The sequence below is a fragment of the Streptomyces sp. CA-142005 genome, assembly GCF_050942335.1.
In the GTDB taxonomy this organism is placed as follows: Bacteria; Actinomycetota; Actinomycetes; order Streptomycetales; family Streptomycetaceae; genus Streptomyces.
Genome location: NZ_CP192078.1, coordinates 3890090 through 3908230, shown reverse-complemented (window position 1 = coordinate 3908230; position 18141 = coordinate 3890090). Strand labels below are relative to the sequence as shown.

Below are 18141 nucleotides of genomic sequence, written 5' to 3'. Positions count from 1 at the left end.
CATTTCAGGCGTCTCGCTCAAGCATTTTGAGCAGACCGTCGCAAAAACGCGCCGCCATGCCGTCCACCGTGTAGTCAGTCGCCTCTTCGCTGCACGCCAGTCGAAGGGATGCCAGCCGTGCGCGGTCGCTCAGCAGCGCCTTTACCGCCGCGGCATACGCCGCGACATTGTCACGCGTGACCACAGCATTGCGACCGTCCTCCAGATACTCGAACTCGGGAGCATGCCAGGGCCAGTCGGTGGTGACGATGGGTGTCTTCAGGGCGAACGAGTCCACTGCGCACAGTCCCACCCGCCCGGGCATCAACATGACGTCGCTCACCGCACCGAGCAGCGCCGTCCTCCGCGTGTCGACGTGTCCCATGGTGACGACCGGACTGCCAGGCTGAGATGCCGCCTGGTCCACCAGATAACGATCGGAGCCTTCGCCGGCGACCAACAGGCGGAAACCGGGAAGTTCGGCAGCGATCCTGTCGACACATTCCAACAGGAAAGGGATGCGTTTCGGAGTGTCCAACCCGCCGATGAACAGAGCCGTGCGCCCGGCGACCAAGCCGTACCGTTCGCGTAGCAGCTCTGCCTCGGCGAACTCAGGTGTTCCCGGCCGTGTCGCTCGAGCGAGGCCGGTTGTTAGTTCAACGGTATTGACGGAATTACGCACAATGGTGATTCGCTGCCGGGGGAAACCTTGCGCTGCAACATATGTGGCTCCGGATTTCGTATACGCGAAGAACCATGAGCCCAGTCTGGTCACCAGATTCTTTGCGGTGGTCTCCAGACGACTGTGCGGTTTGGTGTAGGTCCGTCCGTGTCCCCAGAAGGCCACTCGGGGACCCCGCCCGGTCGTTCGCCCGGCCAGCTGTCTCAGCAGGAGCGGATACGCATCCAGATTGCGCAGCGCTTGTTCCAGCACGATCACGTCGGCGGAAGCCGTGCGGCGGAGCACCTGATTCCAGAAAAGGGACCGCCCACCAGGGGCTGTTAGCCGCCGAGACGGCACCTGCACCGCGCAGGCGCAGGAAGACGCGTCTCGCCGGGCCGCATGCTGAGGCGGTGGAGGTCCGTGCAGTACTTCCAGGGCGACGCCTGAAGCATCCAGACGAGCATGCAGGTGATTGAAGAAGGACGTCCGGTAGCCGGGAACGTACGGCTGCACCACGACAACACGTCGGGTGCTTCCAGCGCTCAGCATGTCGTCTCCGTAGCACGGACCGTCCGTTGGACCGTGATCTGTTCCAGCGCCTGTGCGTACACGGCCTCCATACGGCTCGTCCAAGATCGCGGAGTGTATCGCTCGGTGTGAACCTGCCTGCAGTGGTCCCGTAGTCGGGGGAAGTGTCGACGTGCCTCGGAGAGGGCTCGCGGCAGTTCGTCAGTATCGCTGTAGACAAGGCCTGTGGCGTCCTGCTTCACACTGTCTGCCGCCGCCGAGCCCTCGCGTGCGAGTACGGGCACCCCGGCGGCGAGAGCCTCCTGACAGGCGAGCGACAGTGCCGTCTCGGGCCAGACACTGGGAAAGATCAAACCCATACAACCTGCCAGATGGGCCGCGATCTGCTTGCGCGAGAACTTACCGAGGAATCGGACGTTCCCGGGCGCGGCAGCTCTGCAGGCCAGTTCCAGTGGCCCAGACCCGATGACGTCGAGAGGCTCGTTCTCCGGCCAGTTCCGCAGCAGGGGCAGGATACCCTTCTCCTCGCTGAGTCGGCCGACGTAGAGCCAGCGGGGGGCAGTTCCCTTTGCTACCCCACCTGATTCCCTCCGTCCGGCCGGGTCCTCCAGGTTGACGAAGTTGGGTACCACGGTGAGTTTCTCCCGAGGTACACCAAATCGCAGAAACAGGTCCCGGCTGAGCTCGGAGAGCATCACGAGCCGCTCGGCGCGGCGCAGCAGGGGATGGGCATCCGCACCACCCCGGCCGGCCCAGGCAATGGGGAGCGTGGCGCCGCGTCTGCCTCGGTAGCAACGGTGTCGCAGCCCCGCCCATCGATCGCCGTCGGGGCATGCGGTGCACATCTTTCCGTCTCGGAAGAGCGTTCCGCTGGCACAGGCCAACCGGTAGTTGTGGAGAGTGGCAACGACGGCGCCCGGCCAACGGTGGAGCCAGTGGGTCCCGAAATTGGGAAAGAGGTTGTGGACGTGAACCACATCAGGAGCGAAACGGCTGAGGGCGGCCAGCGGTGACCGGCCGAAACCGGTGGCAACACGGGCGGCCGCGCGCACGTTGTACCCACGCTCACTCTGCAATTCGTCGGTGTGTGCCGAGACCACGGTGACCTCATGCCCGGCGGAGCGCAGCGCTTCCGCTTGGTCGAGCACGGCAACGTTCTCCCCGCTGGGCTGGCCCGATGAGTAGAAGCTGTGCACCAGCGCCACCCGATAGGGTGCGGAACCAGCGGGTGGCGGATCAATCGGGGAATGAGCGTTCACCTGTCCACCTTCGGCATAATCCGGTGTGGGCCATCCACGGGGCATCACCGGCGTTCTCTGGCGACGACGCCGAAGGTACTCGGCGGGAAGATCCGTTCTCCGATGGCCTGCAACACCCCTGACTGCGTCGACCAGTAACTCTGTACCTCGACTTCCTCGAAGGCCGACGCAAGATGGTCCCGCAGCGCCTCCTCGTCCACGCCGTCGCGGACGACGTGGTATTCGACCATGTCGGCCTCGTTGGCCTCGTCATAGACGCCGCGCATCCGCCGCAGACGAGTGGAAAGGCCCCGCCGGAACTGGCCCTGACCGAGGCGCCACAGCAAGTACGCGTTGCGGTCCAGGCTCATGGACGTTCGTGAGCGACGCGGATACCACAGGGGATCCTGGGCGCTGAAAAACGCCCCTCCGGGAGTGATGTTCTCGACGAGCTGTTTGACCGTGCCCAGGTAGTCCGGGATGTGATGCAGAACGGAGACGCACACGACCGCGTCCACCGGACCCGCCTGGCATGCCGCGGTGCCGTCCTGGTCGTGAACCACCGTGACATTCGGATTGCGGCTGAACCGGCTGTCGAGAAACCGCACACTCGGCTCGCTTATCTCCGTCACGGTGACCTGTGCGCCTGCGGCCAGGAGGTGATCGGTGAAGGTGCCGTGGCCGGCTCCCAGTTCGAGTACGCGGCATCGTCCGTTCCGGTCGATGACCTCCTGCACCAGGGTGTGCAAACCCGTGATGAGCCGGTCCCGAATGGCGTGGTGACGAATGTGCGGAGAGCCCTTGGCATAGTCGTGCCCAACTCCGTGGTCACGCTGTTGGAGTTCGCTCATCGAGGGCTTCGGCTGAGTGGACGTCATGGCCGTACCTTAGGAATGCGGCCGGGAATGTCCCTGCCCTGTTCGACGAGTCGGCTTGAATTCAGGCGACTGGCCGCCGATGGTGTTCTCCCGCCGTTCTCGTTCACGGGCCGGATCGCCTGCCGTGCCACCCCCCACAGGAACCGCGCGTTGCCGAACAGGTACCGCCGCCACAGGCGTCGCGGCTCGCAACCGAGACGGAACACCCACTCCAGCCCACTGCGCCGCATCCAATGTGGTGCCTGCGGTTTGGTGCCGGCGATGAAGTCGAAGGCCGCGCCCACCGCGACGGCCACGACGGGCAGTGCGGTGCACAGTTCGGCGGCCCATCGGTCCTGTTTCGGAGTGCCCAGTCCCACCCACACGATGTCCGCCTCGGCCGAGCGGATGGCTTCCTGCTGTTTCCGCGTTTCTTGAGAAGTCAGGGGCCGGAAGGGCGGGGAGCAGGTGCCGGTGATCAGGGCATCCGGAAAACGTTGTCGCAGCTCCCGCCGTAACGCCTCCAGCACGTGCGGGGTGGAGCCCAGCAGATAGTGGCGCAGTCCGCTCCGCCGGCCGAGGGCGAAGACGTCCAGCAAGAGGTCGGGACCGTAGACGCGGGTGGCCGGCAGCGTCGTTTTCCGGTGGAGGAGCCGGTTGGCCCAGACGACGGGCTGACCGTCCGGGAGGTTGAGGGGCGCCGCGCGGAGGATGCCGTGCAACTCCGGGTCCCGGTCGGCGAGTGCGAGTGTGTAGGCGTTGCACAGGTGCACGTCGCCACGGGCGGTCGCGTCGGTGACATGGGGTGCGTCGGCTGCAACTCCTTGGTCTGCAAGGCGAGTCGCGCGGATCCGTCGGGCGAGATGTACGACGTCCCGGGCGGCGCTTTCCCGTGTGTGTGCGGTGATGGGCACTCCCATGCATCGGACCACGGGGGCCGTGTGCGGGACCGGCGCGTGTTGCGTGCCCGCTGGAGCGATCATGAGCGGGCCGAGGCCGTCAGCGGTGAGGGGACCGTTCGTCTCTCGCGCTCGGCGAGGCTCCCGGAGACCAGGCGGAGCCGGAAGTCGGTGATGGTGTCGCGAAGGCCCTGTTCCACCGGGGTCGAGGGCTCCCAGTCCAGCAGTTCGCGAGCCAGGGTGATGTCCGGACGGCGTCGTTCCGGGTCGTCCTGGGGGCGGGGAATCAGCGTGATCTCAGAGGTGGTCCGAGTGAGCTTCCTGATCCACTCGGCCAGCTCGAACATGGAGACCTCGTGGGGGTTGCCCAGGTTGACCGGGCCGCCGTGGTCGCTCGCCAGCATGCGCAGCAGTCCGTCGACCAGGTCGTCCACGTAACACAGCGACCTGGTCTGGCTGCCGTCCCCGGTGACCGTGATCGGCTCTCCGCGCAGTGCCTGGCCGACGAAGGTGGGGATGGCCCTTCCGTCGTCCGCACGCATCCGCGGGCCGAAGGTGTTGAAGATGCGCACGATCTTCGCGTCCACACCGCGGTGCCTGCGGTAGGCCATGGTCAGTGCCTCACCGAAGCGCTTCGCCTCGTCGTACACCGACCGGGGACCGACCGGGTTGACATTGCCCCAGTAGCTTTCCGGCTGGGGGTGGACCAGCGGGTCGCCGTACGACTCGGAGGTGGAGGTCAGCAGAAAGCGGGCGCCCTTCGTGGCGGCGAGGTTCAGGGCGTGCCAGGTGCCGGCCGACCCGGCGCGCAGCGTCTCCAGGGGCAGCTTCAGGTAGTCCGCGGGCGAGGCCGGTGACGCCAGGTGGAACACGGCGTCCACGGGACCGGGCACTTCCAGGCCCTGGGTGACGTCCCGTCGGTCCAGCCGGAAGTTCCCCTCGGTTCCGAGGTGTTCGACGTTGCGGGGGCTGGAGGTCACGAAGTTGTCCACACAGACCACCTCGTGGCCTTGGTGGAGCAGTCGTTCGCACAAGTGGGAACCGATGAATCCGGCCCCGCCCGTCACTACTGCACGCATGCAGGTCCTTTCGGCTGCACCGCCCAAGACCGGACGGTGGCAAGTTGCGATGTCGCTTCCGAAGATCAGGTTGACGTCGTGTATCTATCTATTACTCACTCATGCACCAATGGGGGCATTGGGTTTGTTGACATGTCTCTAGCTGATGGCATTTCACCTGTTCAACCCAAAGGAGGTAGTAGGTGGCGGCATCCGTATCCGCTGTAGAAGCCGCTCGTCATGGCTCGGCACTGCCGCGGCACTCCGTGTGGACAGACCGGGCGATCAAACGCACCATCGACGCGGTGGGGGCCACCGTGCTGCTCCTGCTCTTAGCGCCGCTCTTCCTGGTCGCCGCCGTCGCCGTGAAGGTGGACACACCGGGCCCCCTTCTCTTCCGCCAGAGGCGAACGGGCTGGCAGGGCAAGGAGTTTGAGATCCTCAAACTGCGCACGATGCGAGTCGGGTCCGAGAAGATGCGGACGTCCATGGCGGCTCGCAACGAGTCCGACGGGCACCTGTTCAAGGTCCGTGACGACCCGCGCGTGACCGCGACCGGACGCTGGTTGCGCCGCTATTCCCTCGACGAGCTGCCGCAGTTGGTCAATGTGCTGAAGGGTCAGATGTCCCTGGTCGGTCCCCGGCCGCTACCGGTGGAGGACTCGGCGTTCACCGGCGAGGCGCGCCATCGCCTGCGGGTGCGGCCGGGACTCACCGGACTGTGGCAGATCAGCGGGCGGTCCGACCTGGCATGGGAGGAGGCCGTTCGGCTGGACCTGCAGTACGTCGACACCTGGTCCCTCAAGCTGGATCTGGCGATCCTCTTTCGTACCCTCCCTGCTGTGCTGCGTGGTAGCGGTGCCTACTGAGTGAGCGACCGGCTGCGTCCCGGTGCCTGGAACACCCCCGGCCGCTGCTCTGTCACATTCTCCGGGCGCGGGCACGGCGCGGATCAGCAGCCCGCCGGCGTCATCACCGCGGTGACCGCCGGCCGGCTGCGCGAGGTGGTCACCCGGCGGGCGAGCCAGGGCCGCGGCGGCCGGACGACGCGGAGCGCCGCGAGGGGACACCGGGTGCGCCGCCGGTTTCTGCCGGGGCTTCCGGACGCACCTCCTGTCGGACGCGAGCGGCCCCCTCGCGCGTCGGCCTCTGTGTGGCAAGCACCCGTGACAGCCCGGACTTAAGCCGGTGGTCGCCGATTTCCACATCGGCACACGAATCGCACGGCGACTGTGCCGAGCGCCGGCGCCTTCACGCGGACACGACTCACGATTTCCGGGACTGCGGCCCGGCCCGCCCGTACCGCGGACGCGCCGCCCCTACTGTGGACCCATGGGTGCCTACGACGCCGAGACCGACGATCTGGCCGCCGCCGCGCGGGCCGCGCTGGTGCGGGAGATCGACGCCGAGGGGGCCTGGGCCGGGGACCCGGTGTGGCGGGAGGCGTTCGCGGCGGTGCCCCGGCACCTGTTCGTGCCGTACTACTACGTCGCCGGGCCGCGCGGTTATGAGCGCCGCTGGGGCGAGAGCCCCGACGCCGAGGCCCGCGAGCGCTGGGTGCGCGGTGTCTACGAGGACGTTCCGCTGGCCACCCGGCTGCGCGACGGCGAGCTGGTCTCCTCCAGCAGCCAGCCCTCCCTGATGGCGCGGATGCTGGCCGCGCTGGAGGTCGAGGACGGCGACCGGGTCCTGGAGGTGGGGGCCGGCACCGGCTACAACGCGGCCCTGCTCGCCCACCGGCTCGGCGACGACGACCTGGTCACCACCGTCGATCTGGAACCGGAGATCACCGAGTCGGCCCGCCGGCACCTGGACGCGGCCGGATTCCATCCGGCCGTCGTCACCGGCGACGGCGCGCGCGGTGTGCCCGAACGCGCCCCGTTCGACCGGATCATCGCCACCTGCGAGCTGTCCACGGTCCCGCGCGCCTGGCTCGCCCAGTGCCGCCCCGGCGCCCGCATCCTGACCCCGCTGGCCACCGGCCTGCTCGCGCTGACCGTCCGGGACGCGACCCACGGCGAGGGCCGTTTCCTGCCCACGGCGGCCTTCTTCGTGCCGCTGCGCGGCGGGGGCCGGGGAGGTCCGGAGGGCGTGTCGCTCGCCGGGCTGCCGGGCCGGGCCCGCGAGCAGGAGACGTTCCGCTTCCTGCTCGCGCTGACCCGGGGCACCCTCGACCCGCAGGCGGCCTACACGCTGTGGGAGCGCGAGGGCGAGCCGGAGCGGGAGCGGTACGGCGTCACGGTCGACGGCGCGCACGCCTGGGCCTGGCTGGGCGAGCCGGAGGGGCCGTACGCCTGGCCCCTCCCGTGACCGCCCCCGGTGGTGCTCAGGCCCGGCGGATGGTGATCGTCGTCCAGGCGCCCACGTGCACCCGGTCGCCGTCCTGCAGCGGAACCGGCACGAACGGCTGGATCGGTTCCTCGGACATGTTGACCGTGGTGCCGTTGGTCGAGTTCTGGTCGACGACCGCCCAGCTGCCGTCGGGCTGCTGCACCAGCACCGCGTGCTGGTGCGAGACGCCCGGGTCCTCCGGCGGCACCGACAGGTCGATGTCGGGGGTGTCGCCGGTGGAGTGCCGGCGGCGGCCGATGGTGACCTGGTTCCCGCCGAGCGTGCGCTGCTGCTCGGGCGAGTAGGCGGGCAGGTTCAGGCCCGCGGCCTCGGGCCCCGAGCGCTGCATCATCGCCATGAAGTACGCGCGGTCCGGGCCGATGGTCGCCGTCCAGGTGGCCCGCTGCTGCGGGAAACCCGGGACGGACGGGGCCTGCGCGGCGCCGGGCTGCGGGTAGCCGTACCCGCCGCCCTGGCCGCCGCCGGGGCCGGAGGCCGACGGCGGGGAGATCACCCAGTCGTCGTCACCGCCGAAGGAGGGGCCGGGAGACGCGGGTGCCGGGCGGGGATCGCCGGCCTCGCCCGGGAAAGCGGGCGGCGCGGGCGGACCGGGCTGCTGGAAGGCCTGCGGGGCACCGCCGGGACCGGACGGGCCGGGCGGCGGCACCGGGCGCGAGGGGGCGCCGCCGAAGCCGGAGGGACCGGGCGCGCCGGGACCGCCCTGGGGCGGACCGGGGGGACCACCGGGGCCGCCGGGGCCCTGAGGCCGGCCCGGGCCGCCGAAGGCGGAGGGACCGCCGGGGCCGCCGGGACCCTGCCCCTGACCGCCGCCGAAACCGGAGGGACTGCCGGCACCCGGGCCACCCTGGCCCGGGCCCCCGAAGCCACCCGGACCGCCCGGGCCGGAGGGACCCGGCGAGGTCGGCGGGCCGGAGGGGCCGCGCTCGCCGGCGAACGGCGTCGGGCCCGACGGCTCGCTGCCGAAGGACGGGATCGGCTCGGCGGGCCGGTTCATCTGCGAGGGCCGCGAGCCCTGGTACTCGTACCCGTCATTGCCGCCGTAGGTCGCGCTCGGCGGCTGGAACCGCGGCTGGGGCGGGCGCGGCGCGGCCGGGGTGTACGAGGTGGCCGTGTTGGTCAGGAAGTTCCACCGGCACTCCTCGCAGAAGGGCGCGCCGCCCTCGCGGGGCGTACGGCACTGCGGGCACAGCTCCGGCTCCGGGGCCGACGCGGCCGGCGGGCGTGAGCCGGCCGGGCCGCCCTGCGGGGGCGGGAAGCCGTAACCGCCCGCGGGCGGGGGCGGCGGGGGCGGAGGTACGGCACCGGCCATGCGGTGACCGCAGACCTCGCACCAGTCGTCGGAACCCGACTGGTGTCCGTTCGGGCAGGTCGGCATGTCGGTGCTTCCCCTTCTCCGGATGTCCTACTGGGTCACTTCTTTACACGAACAGTCTTTGTGGACCGGGTCTCCAGAGTCATCTCATCGGCCTCCGCGACCTTCGCCTTCAACCGCACAGTACCTGTCGCGGCGTCGACCACGTCCACCACCTTCGCAAGCAGTTTCGCAGTATCGGCGTTCCCGGAGGCGTTGGCGAGCTGAACCGCACGCCCCAGTTTGGCCGTTGCGCCGTCGAAATCGCCCGCCTTGCGAAGATCGAGCCCTTGCTTGATGGCTTGTGCCAGTTCGGCCTGTCCGGTGTAGTGGGCGACTTGGGGGTTGATCGAGGTGGAGGCCGCCATGTCGTCGGTCCACACCGCCCGTACGAGGCCCTGCGCGCCGAGGTTCTGTACCGATCCGTCCCCCTGCGGCACGACCAGGGAGACCCGCGCGGCGAGCATCTCCTGGCCGAGGCCGGCCGCCGGGACCTCGACGCACAGGTGGTAGTCGCGGGACTCGTCGCCCCAGGACCCGGTCGGGTAGTCCCCGGCGCGCGGTCCGGCCTCCGTGCGGCGGGCGGTCAAGTCCTCCACGGTGGGCGCGACCTGCTTGACGAACCGGATGGTCGTGCCGACCGGCGTCCACACCCTGAGGGAGACGTCGGCGACCTCCTTGCCCATCGCCGTCTCCATCATCCGCGTGAAGTCGGCGGCGAGCCCGGCCGGATCGGCGACGATGTCGGCGGTGCCGAGCAGCGCGGAGGCGATCCCTGTGACTTCTTTCACTTCCCAGTCGGTGCCCACGCCCCGCGCGTCACAGGTGAACCGTCCGGCGCACGCCTCCAGCGCCGCCCGCAGGTCCTCGGGCGACTCGTGTTCGTTGCGGCCGTCGGTGAGCAGGATGCCGTGCCGGATGGTGACGTCCGCCGAGTTCAGCAGCCGGTCGGCGAGCCGCAGCCAGGTGCCGATGGCCGTGCCGCCGCCCGCGCCGAGCTTGCGCAGCGCCTGCTTGGCCTGCTCGCGGGTGCCGGCGTCGGCGACCGCGAGCCGTCCGCCGCCCGGGTAGACCTCCTTGGCCACGTGGGTGCCGCCGATCACCGCGAAGTGCGTGCCGTCGCGCAGGGTGTCGATGGCGGCGGCCGTGGCGTCCCGGGCGTTGCGCATCTTGGTCGGCGGGTAGTCCATCGAACCGGAGCAGTCGACCATGAGCGCCACGGCGGCCGAGGGGCCCCGGCCCCGCGGGTACAGCGGCGCCACGGCGCTGCCGACCGTGCCGCCGCCGGTCGAGGTCACCGTGACGATCGCGTTGACCTCGCGCCCGCCCTCCGGCAGGTACTCGTTCTGATAGACGTCCATCGAGAACTGCGGCACATGCGACTTCGCGAAATTGGCCATGCGTACTCAAATCCCCCTTGACCGCTCTGCCGACGCAGGGCGATGGCTGTGAACGGGCCGGTCCCCTCCGGCTCGCGGCCCCAGACCTCGGGCCCTCAGGCCGATCCTGCCCCCTGCGGCGGCGCCGGGAACGGCACGACGGCCACTGTTACGTTGTCGTGGCCCCCGCCGTCCAGGGCGTGGCCGACCAGGACCCGGGCGCTGTGCAGCGGCCGCGCGGCCGCGTCGGCGGGCACGACCTCGGACATCTCCTCGGCCGTCTCGGCGTAGTTCCACAGGCCGTCGGTGCACACCACCACGACTCCGGGCCGGTCCGGCTTGAAGGACGCGGTGTGCGGCTCCAGTTCGTAGGCGTCCGCGCCGAGCCAGCCGGTGATCGCATGGGCGCGCTCGTCGGCGTACGCCTCGGCCTCGCTCATCAGGCCGGCGGCGACCATCTGCGCGGCCCAGGAGTCGTCCTCGGTCAGCCGGGCCGCCGGCGCGCTGCGGTCGTCCGGCACCCAGTAGACGCGGCTGTCGCCGACCCAGCCGACGACCAGCAGCCCCGAGGCGACCACCGCGCCGACGATCGTGCACGCCGGGGCGTTCTGGTGGGGGGCGTGCTCCCGGGCCGTGGCGGGTTCCTCGGCGAGCGCGTTCACGGCCTGTGCGGCGGCGACGATCGCCTCGTGCATGGCCGTCTGCGGATGCGTGCCGCGCGGCAGGGCGGCCAGCAGCGCGTCGCCGGCCGCCTGGGAGGCGGCGGTCGAGGCGTCGTCGGGTCGGGTCGCGGAGGACACGCCGTCGCAGACGATGGCGAGGGTGGCCGGGGTGCCGTCGGGCAGCGCGGTGTGGCCGACGGCGAAGGCGTCCTCGTTGCGGTGGTGGCGCAGGCCCCGGTCGCTGACGGCGGCCACCGGGCCCGACTCGCGCTCCATGTGGTCGCGTTCGCGGGGCTGGGCGTGCCCGCAGTTCTCGCAGTAGCCGTCGCTGTCCACCCGGCCGGCCCGGCAGGCCACGCACACCTGCGCGGGCTCCTCCGGCACGGCTGTGCTCCCGGGGTTCTCGGCCACCCGCGGGTCGGGCGCCTGCAGCGGGTACTCGTCGGGCTCAGCGGGCCGGTCGAAGCGCACCCCGGAACCGGCCGGCTGCCGCGCTCCCTGCGCGTGCGGGTCCGTGCCGGACTCGTGCTCGTGCTCGGGCAGGGGCCCGCCGCCGGAGTCGGTGCCGGCCAGGTCGGCCGGCAGATGCGCCGCCGGCGGGGTGCCGGAGCCGTCCGGCTCGGGGTCGGGCCAGGCCACGCCGTCCCCGGAGGGGCCGGTCGCGGAGCCGTTCATGGTGAGCGTCGGATGGTCCTGCGGCGGCTCGGGTACGACGGAGAGGTCGTACCCGCACGCTCCGCAGAAGAGGTCACCCGGCTCGACGGGCTCCGCGCAGCTCGGGCACTTCGACAGTGCGGCCTGCTGGGGCATCTGCGACATCAACTACACCCACGTCCGGGGGCGGTAACGGTTGGCCCGTTCCACCAGCTCGATCCTCTCCTCGCCGCCGGGCGCCAGCCGGGCCAGCGTGCGGTAGGCGCGCTCCAGGCCGAAGCGGAGGCCCCGCTCGTCCAGACCGCTGCCCAGCAGCACCCGTCCACCGGCGGCGGGCGGGGTGCCCTGGCCACCGGAGAGTATCCAGTCCAGCGCCGAGCCGAGGACTTCCGCCGACAACTGCTCGCGCCGCGCCGGGTCCAGACCGTACGCGTCCAGCGCCTCGACCTGCCCGGCGGCGGCCGTCAGGTCGTCCAGGAACGGTACGTCACCGGCGGTCGCGGTGCGTTGTCTGAGCCGCGCCCGGACGGCGGCGACCCGGGCGGCCGTGTAGTGGATGGAGGACTCCGGCACCGACTCCAGGGTCCGCACGGCCTCGTGCCGGTTCCCGGCCGCCAGCTGCACCCGGGCGAGCCCGAAGGCGGCGCTCACATAGCTGGGGTCGGTCGCCCACACCAGGTGGTAGTACTCGGCCGCGTTGTCCAGCTGCCCGAGCACCTCCGCGCACAGGCCGAGCGCCAGCTTGGGCGCGGCCTCGCCAGGGAAGGCGTCGTAGATCGCGTCGAAGGAGAGCGCGGCGCCCTCGAAGTCGCCGGTGACCAGGGCGGCCACGCCCCGGTACCACACCACCCGCCAGTCGTCGGGCCGTTCCTCCTCCAGCTTGGCCAGGCTCATCAGCGCGGCCTGGTGGTCGCCGCTCTCCAGCCGGGCGCGGATCTGCCTGAGCCGGGTCTCCACGGTCTGCGTGGGCGCCGCGTCCAGCGCGGCGATCAGCTCGGCCGGCGCGGAGGTCATCAGACCGGCCAGGAAACCCGCGTTGGGGTCGTTCGGGTCGACCAGCGGGACCGGCAGGGCGAGCGCGGTGGCCGGGGCGTCGACGGGCCTGACGAGGACGGCCGGGGGCAGCTCCGGGACAGCGGAAGCCGCCTTGCGCACCTCCCGCGCCCCCAGCCGGGACACATCCCCGTCCAGCCGGGGGAACAACTCCCGGTCGGTCACCTTCACTTCGGGCCCGAACAGCGTCGACAGCGCCGGCCGCGCCTGCCCGGTCTGCAGCGAGACCACCTCGCGCAGCACACCGGTCAGCTGCTCGGCCATCTCCTGCGCGGAGGCGAACCGGCGGGCCGGGTCGGGGTCGGTGGCGCGGACGAGCAGCCGGTAGAAGGACTCGTAGCGGCGGAAGACGTCGATGGTGTCCGGGTCGGGCAGCGAGTCCACGTAGACGTTCGTGTAGCCCTGGAAGTCGAACGTGAGCACCGCGAGGGTACGGCCCACCGTGTACAGGTCGCTCGCCACCGACGGGCCGGCCTCGGCGACCTCGGGCGCCTGGTAGCCGACCGTGCCGTAGATCGCCGACTCGTCGTCGTCCATGCGGCGCACGGCGCCCATGTCGATCAGCTTGAGCTGGTCCTCGGTCTGGATGGCGTTGTCGACCTTGAAGTCGCAGTACAGGAGATTACGGCTGTGCAGGTGGCCGAGCGCCTCCAGCGCCTCGATGCCGTACGCGCACGCCTGCTCCACCGGCAGCGGGTCCCGGCGGCCCTGCGGCGTACGGCGGGCGTTGGCGATCTCCTTCAGGGACTTGCCGCCGACGTACTCCATGACGATGTAGCCGTCGAGGGAGCCGGTGCGCTGGTCCAGGTGCTCCACGAAGTTGTAGATCCGCACGATGTTGGCGTGCTCGATCTCCGCAAGGAAGCGCCGCTCGGAGATCGCGGCGGCCATCGCGTCCTGGTCCCCGGTGTCCAGCAGACCCTTGAGCACCACCCAGCGGTCGGAGACGGCCCGGTCCACGGCGAGGTAGATCCAGCCGAGCCCGCCGTGCGCGAGGCAGCCCACGACCTCGTACTGGCCGTGCACGATGTCCCCGGCCTTCAGCTTGGGCACGAAGGAGTACGGGTGCCCGCACTTGGTGCAGAAACCCTCCGTGCGGCCGGGACGGTCACCCCGCGAGCGCCCCACCGGCGCCCCGCAGTCCGAGCGCGAGCAGAATCGCTTCCGCTCCGGCACCTCCGGGTTCTCCAGCACCATCGCGCGCGGATCAGGGCGCGGCACCTGCGGCACGTGCACCAGACCGGCGCCGAGCCGCCCGCGGGTGGAGGCCCCGGAGGAGGAGCCGGAGCTGCGCACCGACACCGAACGCCCGCTGGAGCGGCCCGACAGGGACCGCGAGAGCCGCCCGGACACCGAGCGGCGCGACTTCGACGACTGCGAGGACGTGCGCGAGCTGCTGCGCGAACTGCCGCTGTCCGCCGCGCCCCTGGTCACCCCGGTCGCCGACGAGCCGACCAGCCCTCCCCCAGAGGAGGGACCCCCAGCCGACACCACCGGCGCGAGTCCGCAGGTGTCGCAGTACAGCTCGCCGCCGCCGACGTCCTCGTACGACCCCTCGCAGCCCGGCCGCTGACAGGTCTGCCCCGCCTGACTCATGACTGGTCCCCCTTACGGTCCTCCGGCGCGCCCGCGCCGCCGAGCAGCTCGGCCGCCAACTGCTGGTAGCGCAGCACGGCCTGTTCGGCCACCCGCAGGTCGCAGGGCGCGCTCCACAGCATCCGGCGGGCCGCGTCGTACCGCTCGACCAGGAACGGGTCCTCCGCGAGCCCGTGCCGGGCCACCTTCGCCTTGTACGCGTCGAGCCGGCCGCGCAGCTCGGCGCGGACCGCGAGCGGCGCGGTGACCGCGGTCAACGACTCGCGGGCCCGCAGCAGTTCGTCCTCCGCCTTCTCCTCCAGGGACTCGAGCAGCGGGGAGAGCCGGTGCCACTGGGCCTGCCTGCGGTACTCGGCCGCCGTCGCCAGCTGCTCCTGGAGCACGGTCGGCGGGCCGCTGACCACCGGCACCTCGGTCGCGGCGATCTTCGCCAGCACCTCGCCGCGCGCGGTGCGGGCCTCGGCGAGGGTGCGGTCGGCGCGCGAGAGCACGTCCCGCAGCCGGATCAGCCGGGCCTCCGCGTCCTGCCGGACGGTCAGCACGGCGTCGATCTCCCGGCGCACGTCCTCCAGGGCGCGCGCCTCACGGTCGTACACCGTGGTGTCCGGGCGGCCGCCGCCGGGCGCCGAACTGCCTTCGTTCGGCACCCAGAAGGCGAGCGGGTCGGAGACGACGTCCTCCCTCAGCCTGGTCAGCGTGCGCGTGATCCGCTCCAGGTCGTCGCCGGCCGGGTGCTCGCCGGGGCGTACGCCGACGGAGTGCGCGAGCTTGCGGGTGCGCTGGAGTTCCGCGGCGAGTAAATCGATCCGCGCGGGCAGCGCCGACCACACCGCGTCGCAGGCCACCACCAGGTCCAGGCTGGTCGCGTACAGCTCGTTCATCCGGTCCACCAGCGCCGAGAGCGAGTAGGACTCGCTGAGCACGCCGTTCCCGGCTCCGGGGACGGTCACGGACTCGCCGCGCAGCAGCTCGGTCAGCTCCACCAGGTCCTCGCGGCTGGACCAGCGGCGCCGGGCGCGGATCTCGCGGGCGGAGCGCAGCGCGGCCGCGTAGGCGTCGAAGTACCCCCACAGCAGGGTGATCCGCGCCTCCGTGGCCTGCCAGCGTTCCTTGGTGACGCCGGTGAGTTCGGCGCCTTCGAGGAGCCTGCGGCCCGCGTGGTCCTGCAGCGCCAGCAGCGAGGTCTCGATCGCCTCGTGCTCCTGGCCGAGCCGCGCCAGCGCACGGTCCACCTCGTCCCGGTCCATCACCGGCCCGGCGGGGTCCGTGACGCCCATCGATCACCTCTCGCTGCTTCCAGGTCTCGGTCGGATGTGGCTCAGTTCGTGCGCAGGTACTGCGGCGCGGGCGGCTTGGACGCGCTGGAGTCCTTCCCCAGTGTCGCCGACAGCCATTTGTCGTACGACGCCTGCCAGCCACCGGCGCGGTAGCCCACCAGAACGCGATTGACCCGGCGTACCAGATCGGAGGCGTCCTTCTTCATCGCCACGCCGTAGTACTCGGTGGTGAACGCCCCGCCCTTCAGTTCGACGGTCGGGTCCTGCGCGGCCTGGCTGGCGGCGAGTGCGCCGTCGGTCACCACCGCGTCCACCTCGCCGAGTTGCAGCCTGACCAGGCAGTCGAGCTGGTTCGGGACGGTGGTGGAGATGTCCGTGGAGGAGGGCAGGGCGCCGTCCTTCCTGTCGGCGTCCAGCTTGGTGTACGCCGTCGAACCGGCCGCCGTGCAGATCCTCTTGTGCGCCAGGGTGGCGTTGTAGCCCCTGATAGCCGACGACTTGGGCGCGAGGACCTGCTGCCCGGTCTTGAAGTAGGGCGCGGAGAACGCCACCTGGGACAGCCGGTCGCAGGTGATGGTCATGGTCCGCACGACCATGTCCACCCGCCCGTCCTGTATCGCGGAGATCCGCTGGCTGGTCGGGATCGCCTTGAACTGCACCGCGTCCGGGTCGCCGAGGATGTCCTGCGCGATGCGGTGCACCAGGTCGATGTCGAAGCCCTCCAGCTCCGTGCCCTGGGTGTTGGGGTTGCGGTAGCCCCAGTGGTAGCTGTTCTGGTCGACGCCGACGATCAGCTTGCGCTTGGCGCCGGTACGGGCCTTGATCGCGTCGATGGTCGGGCCGTCCGCGCCGGACGGCGACAGGGTCTGGTTCTGCGCCTCGGAGTCCTTGCAGTCCCCGGCGCGGGCCTGCATCCCGCTGGCGACGGCCTGACCGGTCCGCTCCGGACCGGGCGGCGGGGGCTGCTGGGTGCACGGCAGCAGCAGGACGAACGCCAGTGCCAGCGCGCACAGCACCGCCATCGCGCCGACCCCGCCCCAGCCCCGCAGGGAGGCTCGTACACGTGCCGCGTACATGGTCATGCCTCCTGTCACCGGTACTCCGAAAGCCTGCGGCCGATGCCGAAGACGGCGCCGGCCGCGCCGAGCACCGCGAGCACCGCGGCGCCCACCGGCAGTCCGGCCATGGCGTCCCGGCCGTCGCCGGCGGCCTGCTGGAACTCGCTCTGCTCGTGGTCGATGGCCCGGGCGAGGTTGGCGTCGACGCTGTCGAAGCACTCGCCGGTGGCGCCCTTGGCGCCGATCACCTTGTCCAGCGCCTGCTGGTAGTTGCCGTTCTCGTCCTCGGTGCGGGCCGCGGTGTGGCGCTGCTTCCACACCGCCATGTTGCCCTCGGCCGCCTTCACCGGCGCGCTGCCGCCCTGGTCGTCGGCGAGCTTCGCCGCCCGGGTCAGGCCCTGGCCGAGGCCGGCCATGTCCTTGTCGAAGACGTAGTAGTACGCGTCGTACGTCCGCCCCTCGACCGTGATGGTCTCGGCGCCGCGCGCCACCAGGCTCAGGTTCTCGTTGCCGCGCGCCTTCAGGGAGGCGATCCGGGCGTCGTGCAGCACGGTCAGCGAGCGGATGCCGTGGTCGTAGGAGCCGTTCAGGTCCGAGCGGGCCACCGCGTGCCCGACGACCAGCCACAGCAGCGCGACCGTGGTGGCGGCGGAGGCGGCGACCAGGCCGTGGTTGAGGACCCGGTTGGTGCGCCGGTAGCTGCGGTGCTGGGCCCAGCCGAGCGCGGCCAGCGCGAGCACGCCGAGCGCGATGGCGATCCACGGATACGGGGTGGCGTCGCCGTAGTCGGCGTCCAGCCGCTGGTTCTCCTTGGTGTAGAGATCCTCCGCCGCCGGGAGCATCTCCTTCTGCATCTTCTCGTTGGCGTAGCGCAGATAGGCGCCGCCGACCGGATAGCCCTGCCGGTTGTACGTCCGGGCCCGCTCGATGAGCCCCTTGTACTCCGGCAGCAGCTTGTTCAGCCGGGCGATGGTCGCCTCGGAGGCGGAGCCCGGCTCGGCGTTCGCGGCGGCCGTCACCAGGCCCGCGGCGGCCGTGCGGATGTCCTTCTCGTACCGGTCGCGGGAGGCGGCCGTCTCCTGGCCGCCGGCCAGGAACCCGCTGGAGGCGGCCGTGTTGGCGTCGGCCAGCGAGCGGTAGATGTCGGCCGCTCCGGAACTGAGCGGCTGGCTGCGGTGCAGTACGTCGTCGGCGGCGGCCGCCCGCTCACTGGCCTGCCAGGCGGTGACCGCGCCGAACGCCACGACCAGCAGCGCCAGTACGGCCCCGATGATCCGCAGCCGCCCCGGCTCGGTGGTCGCCGCGTCCCGCAGCCGGTCGACGCCCTCGGCGAACGCGGTCCGCGGGGCGGACGGGCCGGGGGAGCCGGTGGGGGCCGGGCGGGGCGTCTGCGCGGGGATGCCGGGGGCGGCGGGCACGCCGGGGCCCGGCACGGGTGGTGCTGCGCTCTTCGGCGGGTGTGTCACTCGACCTCCCCCAGGGTCAACCGTTCGCCGCCCAGTATCGCGGCACGCACCGGCATCCGCACCGGCCTTC

13 protein-coding genes and 1 pseudogene are annotated in these 18141 nt (G+C 71.3%); 2 read left to right on the top strand and 12 right to left on the bottom strand.

The window, feature by feature from the left end; all coding sequences use genetic code 11:
• Window positions 1-4: 4 nt before the first annotated feature.
• From ACQPXS_RS18390 to ACQPXS_RS18370, 5 genes are all read right to left on the bottom strand, one after another.
• Entirely contained in the window at window positions 5-1192 is a 1188-nt protein-coding gene (locus ACQPXS_RS18390) for a glycosyltransferase (protein WP_433450411.1), read from the bottom strand.
• A complete protein-coding gene (locus ACQPXS_RS18385; RefSeq protein ID WP_433450410.1) occupies window positions 1186-2430 on the bottom strand; it encodes a glycosyltransferase family 4 protein in 1245 nt (414 codons plus the stop codon). Before ACQPXS_RS18385 ends, ACQPXS_RS18390 begins: the two co-directional genes overlap by 7 nt.
• Window positions 2431-2474: 44 nt before the next feature.
• Window positions 2475-3287: a class I SAM-dependent methyltransferase gene (locus ACQPXS_RS18380; protein ID WP_433450409.1), complete on the bottom strand. Its 813-nt coding sequence runs from the start codon at window positions 3285-3287 to the stop codon at window positions 2475-2477.
• Window positions 3284-4039 (bottom strand): WecB/TagA/CpsF family glycosyltransferase, encoded by a 756-nt coding sequence (locus ACQPXS_RS18375; protein WP_433450408.1) that lies wholly within the window; start codon window positions 4037-4039, stop codon window positions 3284-3286. Before ACQPXS_RS18375 ends, ACQPXS_RS18380 begins: the two co-directional genes overlap by 4 nt.
• Window positions 4040-4245: 206 nt before the next feature.
• Window positions 4246-5244 (bottom strand): UDP-glucuronic acid decarboxylase family protein, encoded by a 999-nt coding sequence (locus ACQPXS_RS18370; RefSeq protein WP_433450406.1) that lies wholly within the window; start codon window positions 5242-5244, stop codon window positions 4246-4248.
• Window positions 5245-5501: 257 nt separating this feature from the next.
• Here ACQPXS_RS18370 and ACQPXS_RS18365 point away from each other — a divergent pair.
• Window positions 5502-6092 (top strand): annotated as a pseudogene (locus ACQPXS_RS18365) (sugar transferase); the annotation flags it as partial.
• 463 nt (window positions 6093-6555) lie between these two features.
• Window positions 6556-7533: a methyltransferase domain-containing protein gene (locus ACQPXS_RS18360; protein ID WP_365323614.1), complete on the top strand. Its 978-nt coding sequence runs from the start codon at window positions 6556-6558 to the stop codon at window positions 7531-7533.
• Window positions 7534-7549: 16 nt separating this feature from the next.
• On the opposite strand, the gene ACQPXS_RS18355 is transcribed toward ACQPXS_RS18360, so the two are convergent.
• The 7 genes from ACQPXS_RS18355 to ACQPXS_RS18325 form a co-directional block, all read right to left on the bottom strand.
• The gene (locus ACQPXS_RS18355) at window positions 7550-8950 is read right to left on the bottom strand and encodes an FHA domain-containing protein (protein ID WP_433450405.1); all 1401 of its coding nucleotides are present in this window, start codon (window positions 8948-8950) and stop codon (window positions 7550-7552) included.
• A gap of 35 nt (window positions 8951-8985) precedes the next feature.
• Window positions 8986-10326: a VWA domain-containing protein gene (locus ACQPXS_RS18350; RefSeq protein WP_433450404.1), complete on the bottom strand. Its 1341-nt coding sequence runs from the start codon at window positions 10324-10326 to the stop codon at window positions 8986-8988.
• A gap of 95 nt (window positions 10327-10421) precedes the next feature.
• Entirely contained in the window at window positions 10422-11786 is a 1365-nt protein-coding gene (locus tag ACQPXS_RS18345; protein ID WP_433450402.1) for a PP2C family serine/threonine-protein phosphatase, read from the bottom strand.
• Between the two features lie 3 nt (window positions 11787-11789).
• Window positions 11790-14270, bottom strand: coding sequence for a tetratricopeptide repeat protein (locus ACQPXS_RS18340; protein WP_433450400.1), 2481 nt, complete (start codon window positions 14268-14270; stop codon window positions 11790-11792).
• Entirely contained in the window at window positions 14267-15547 is a 1281-nt protein-coding gene (locus ACQPXS_RS18335) for a hypothetical protein (protein ID WP_351797609.1), read from the bottom strand. Before ACQPXS_RS18335 ends, ACQPXS_RS18340 begins: the two co-directional genes overlap by 4 nt.
• A gap of 41 nt (window positions 15548-15588) precedes the next feature.
• Entirely contained in the window at window positions 15589-16623 is a 1035-nt protein-coding gene (locus ACQPXS_RS18330; protein ID WP_433450399.1) for a glutamate ABC transporter substrate-binding protein, read from the bottom strand.
• Between the two features lie 14 nt (window positions 16624-16637).
• A complete protein-coding gene (locus ACQPXS_RS18325) occupies window positions 16638-18071 on the bottom strand; it encodes a hypothetical protein (RefSeq protein WP_433450398.1) in 1434 nt (477 codons plus the stop codon).
• Between the last annotated feature and the right edge of the window lie 70 nt (window positions 18072-18141).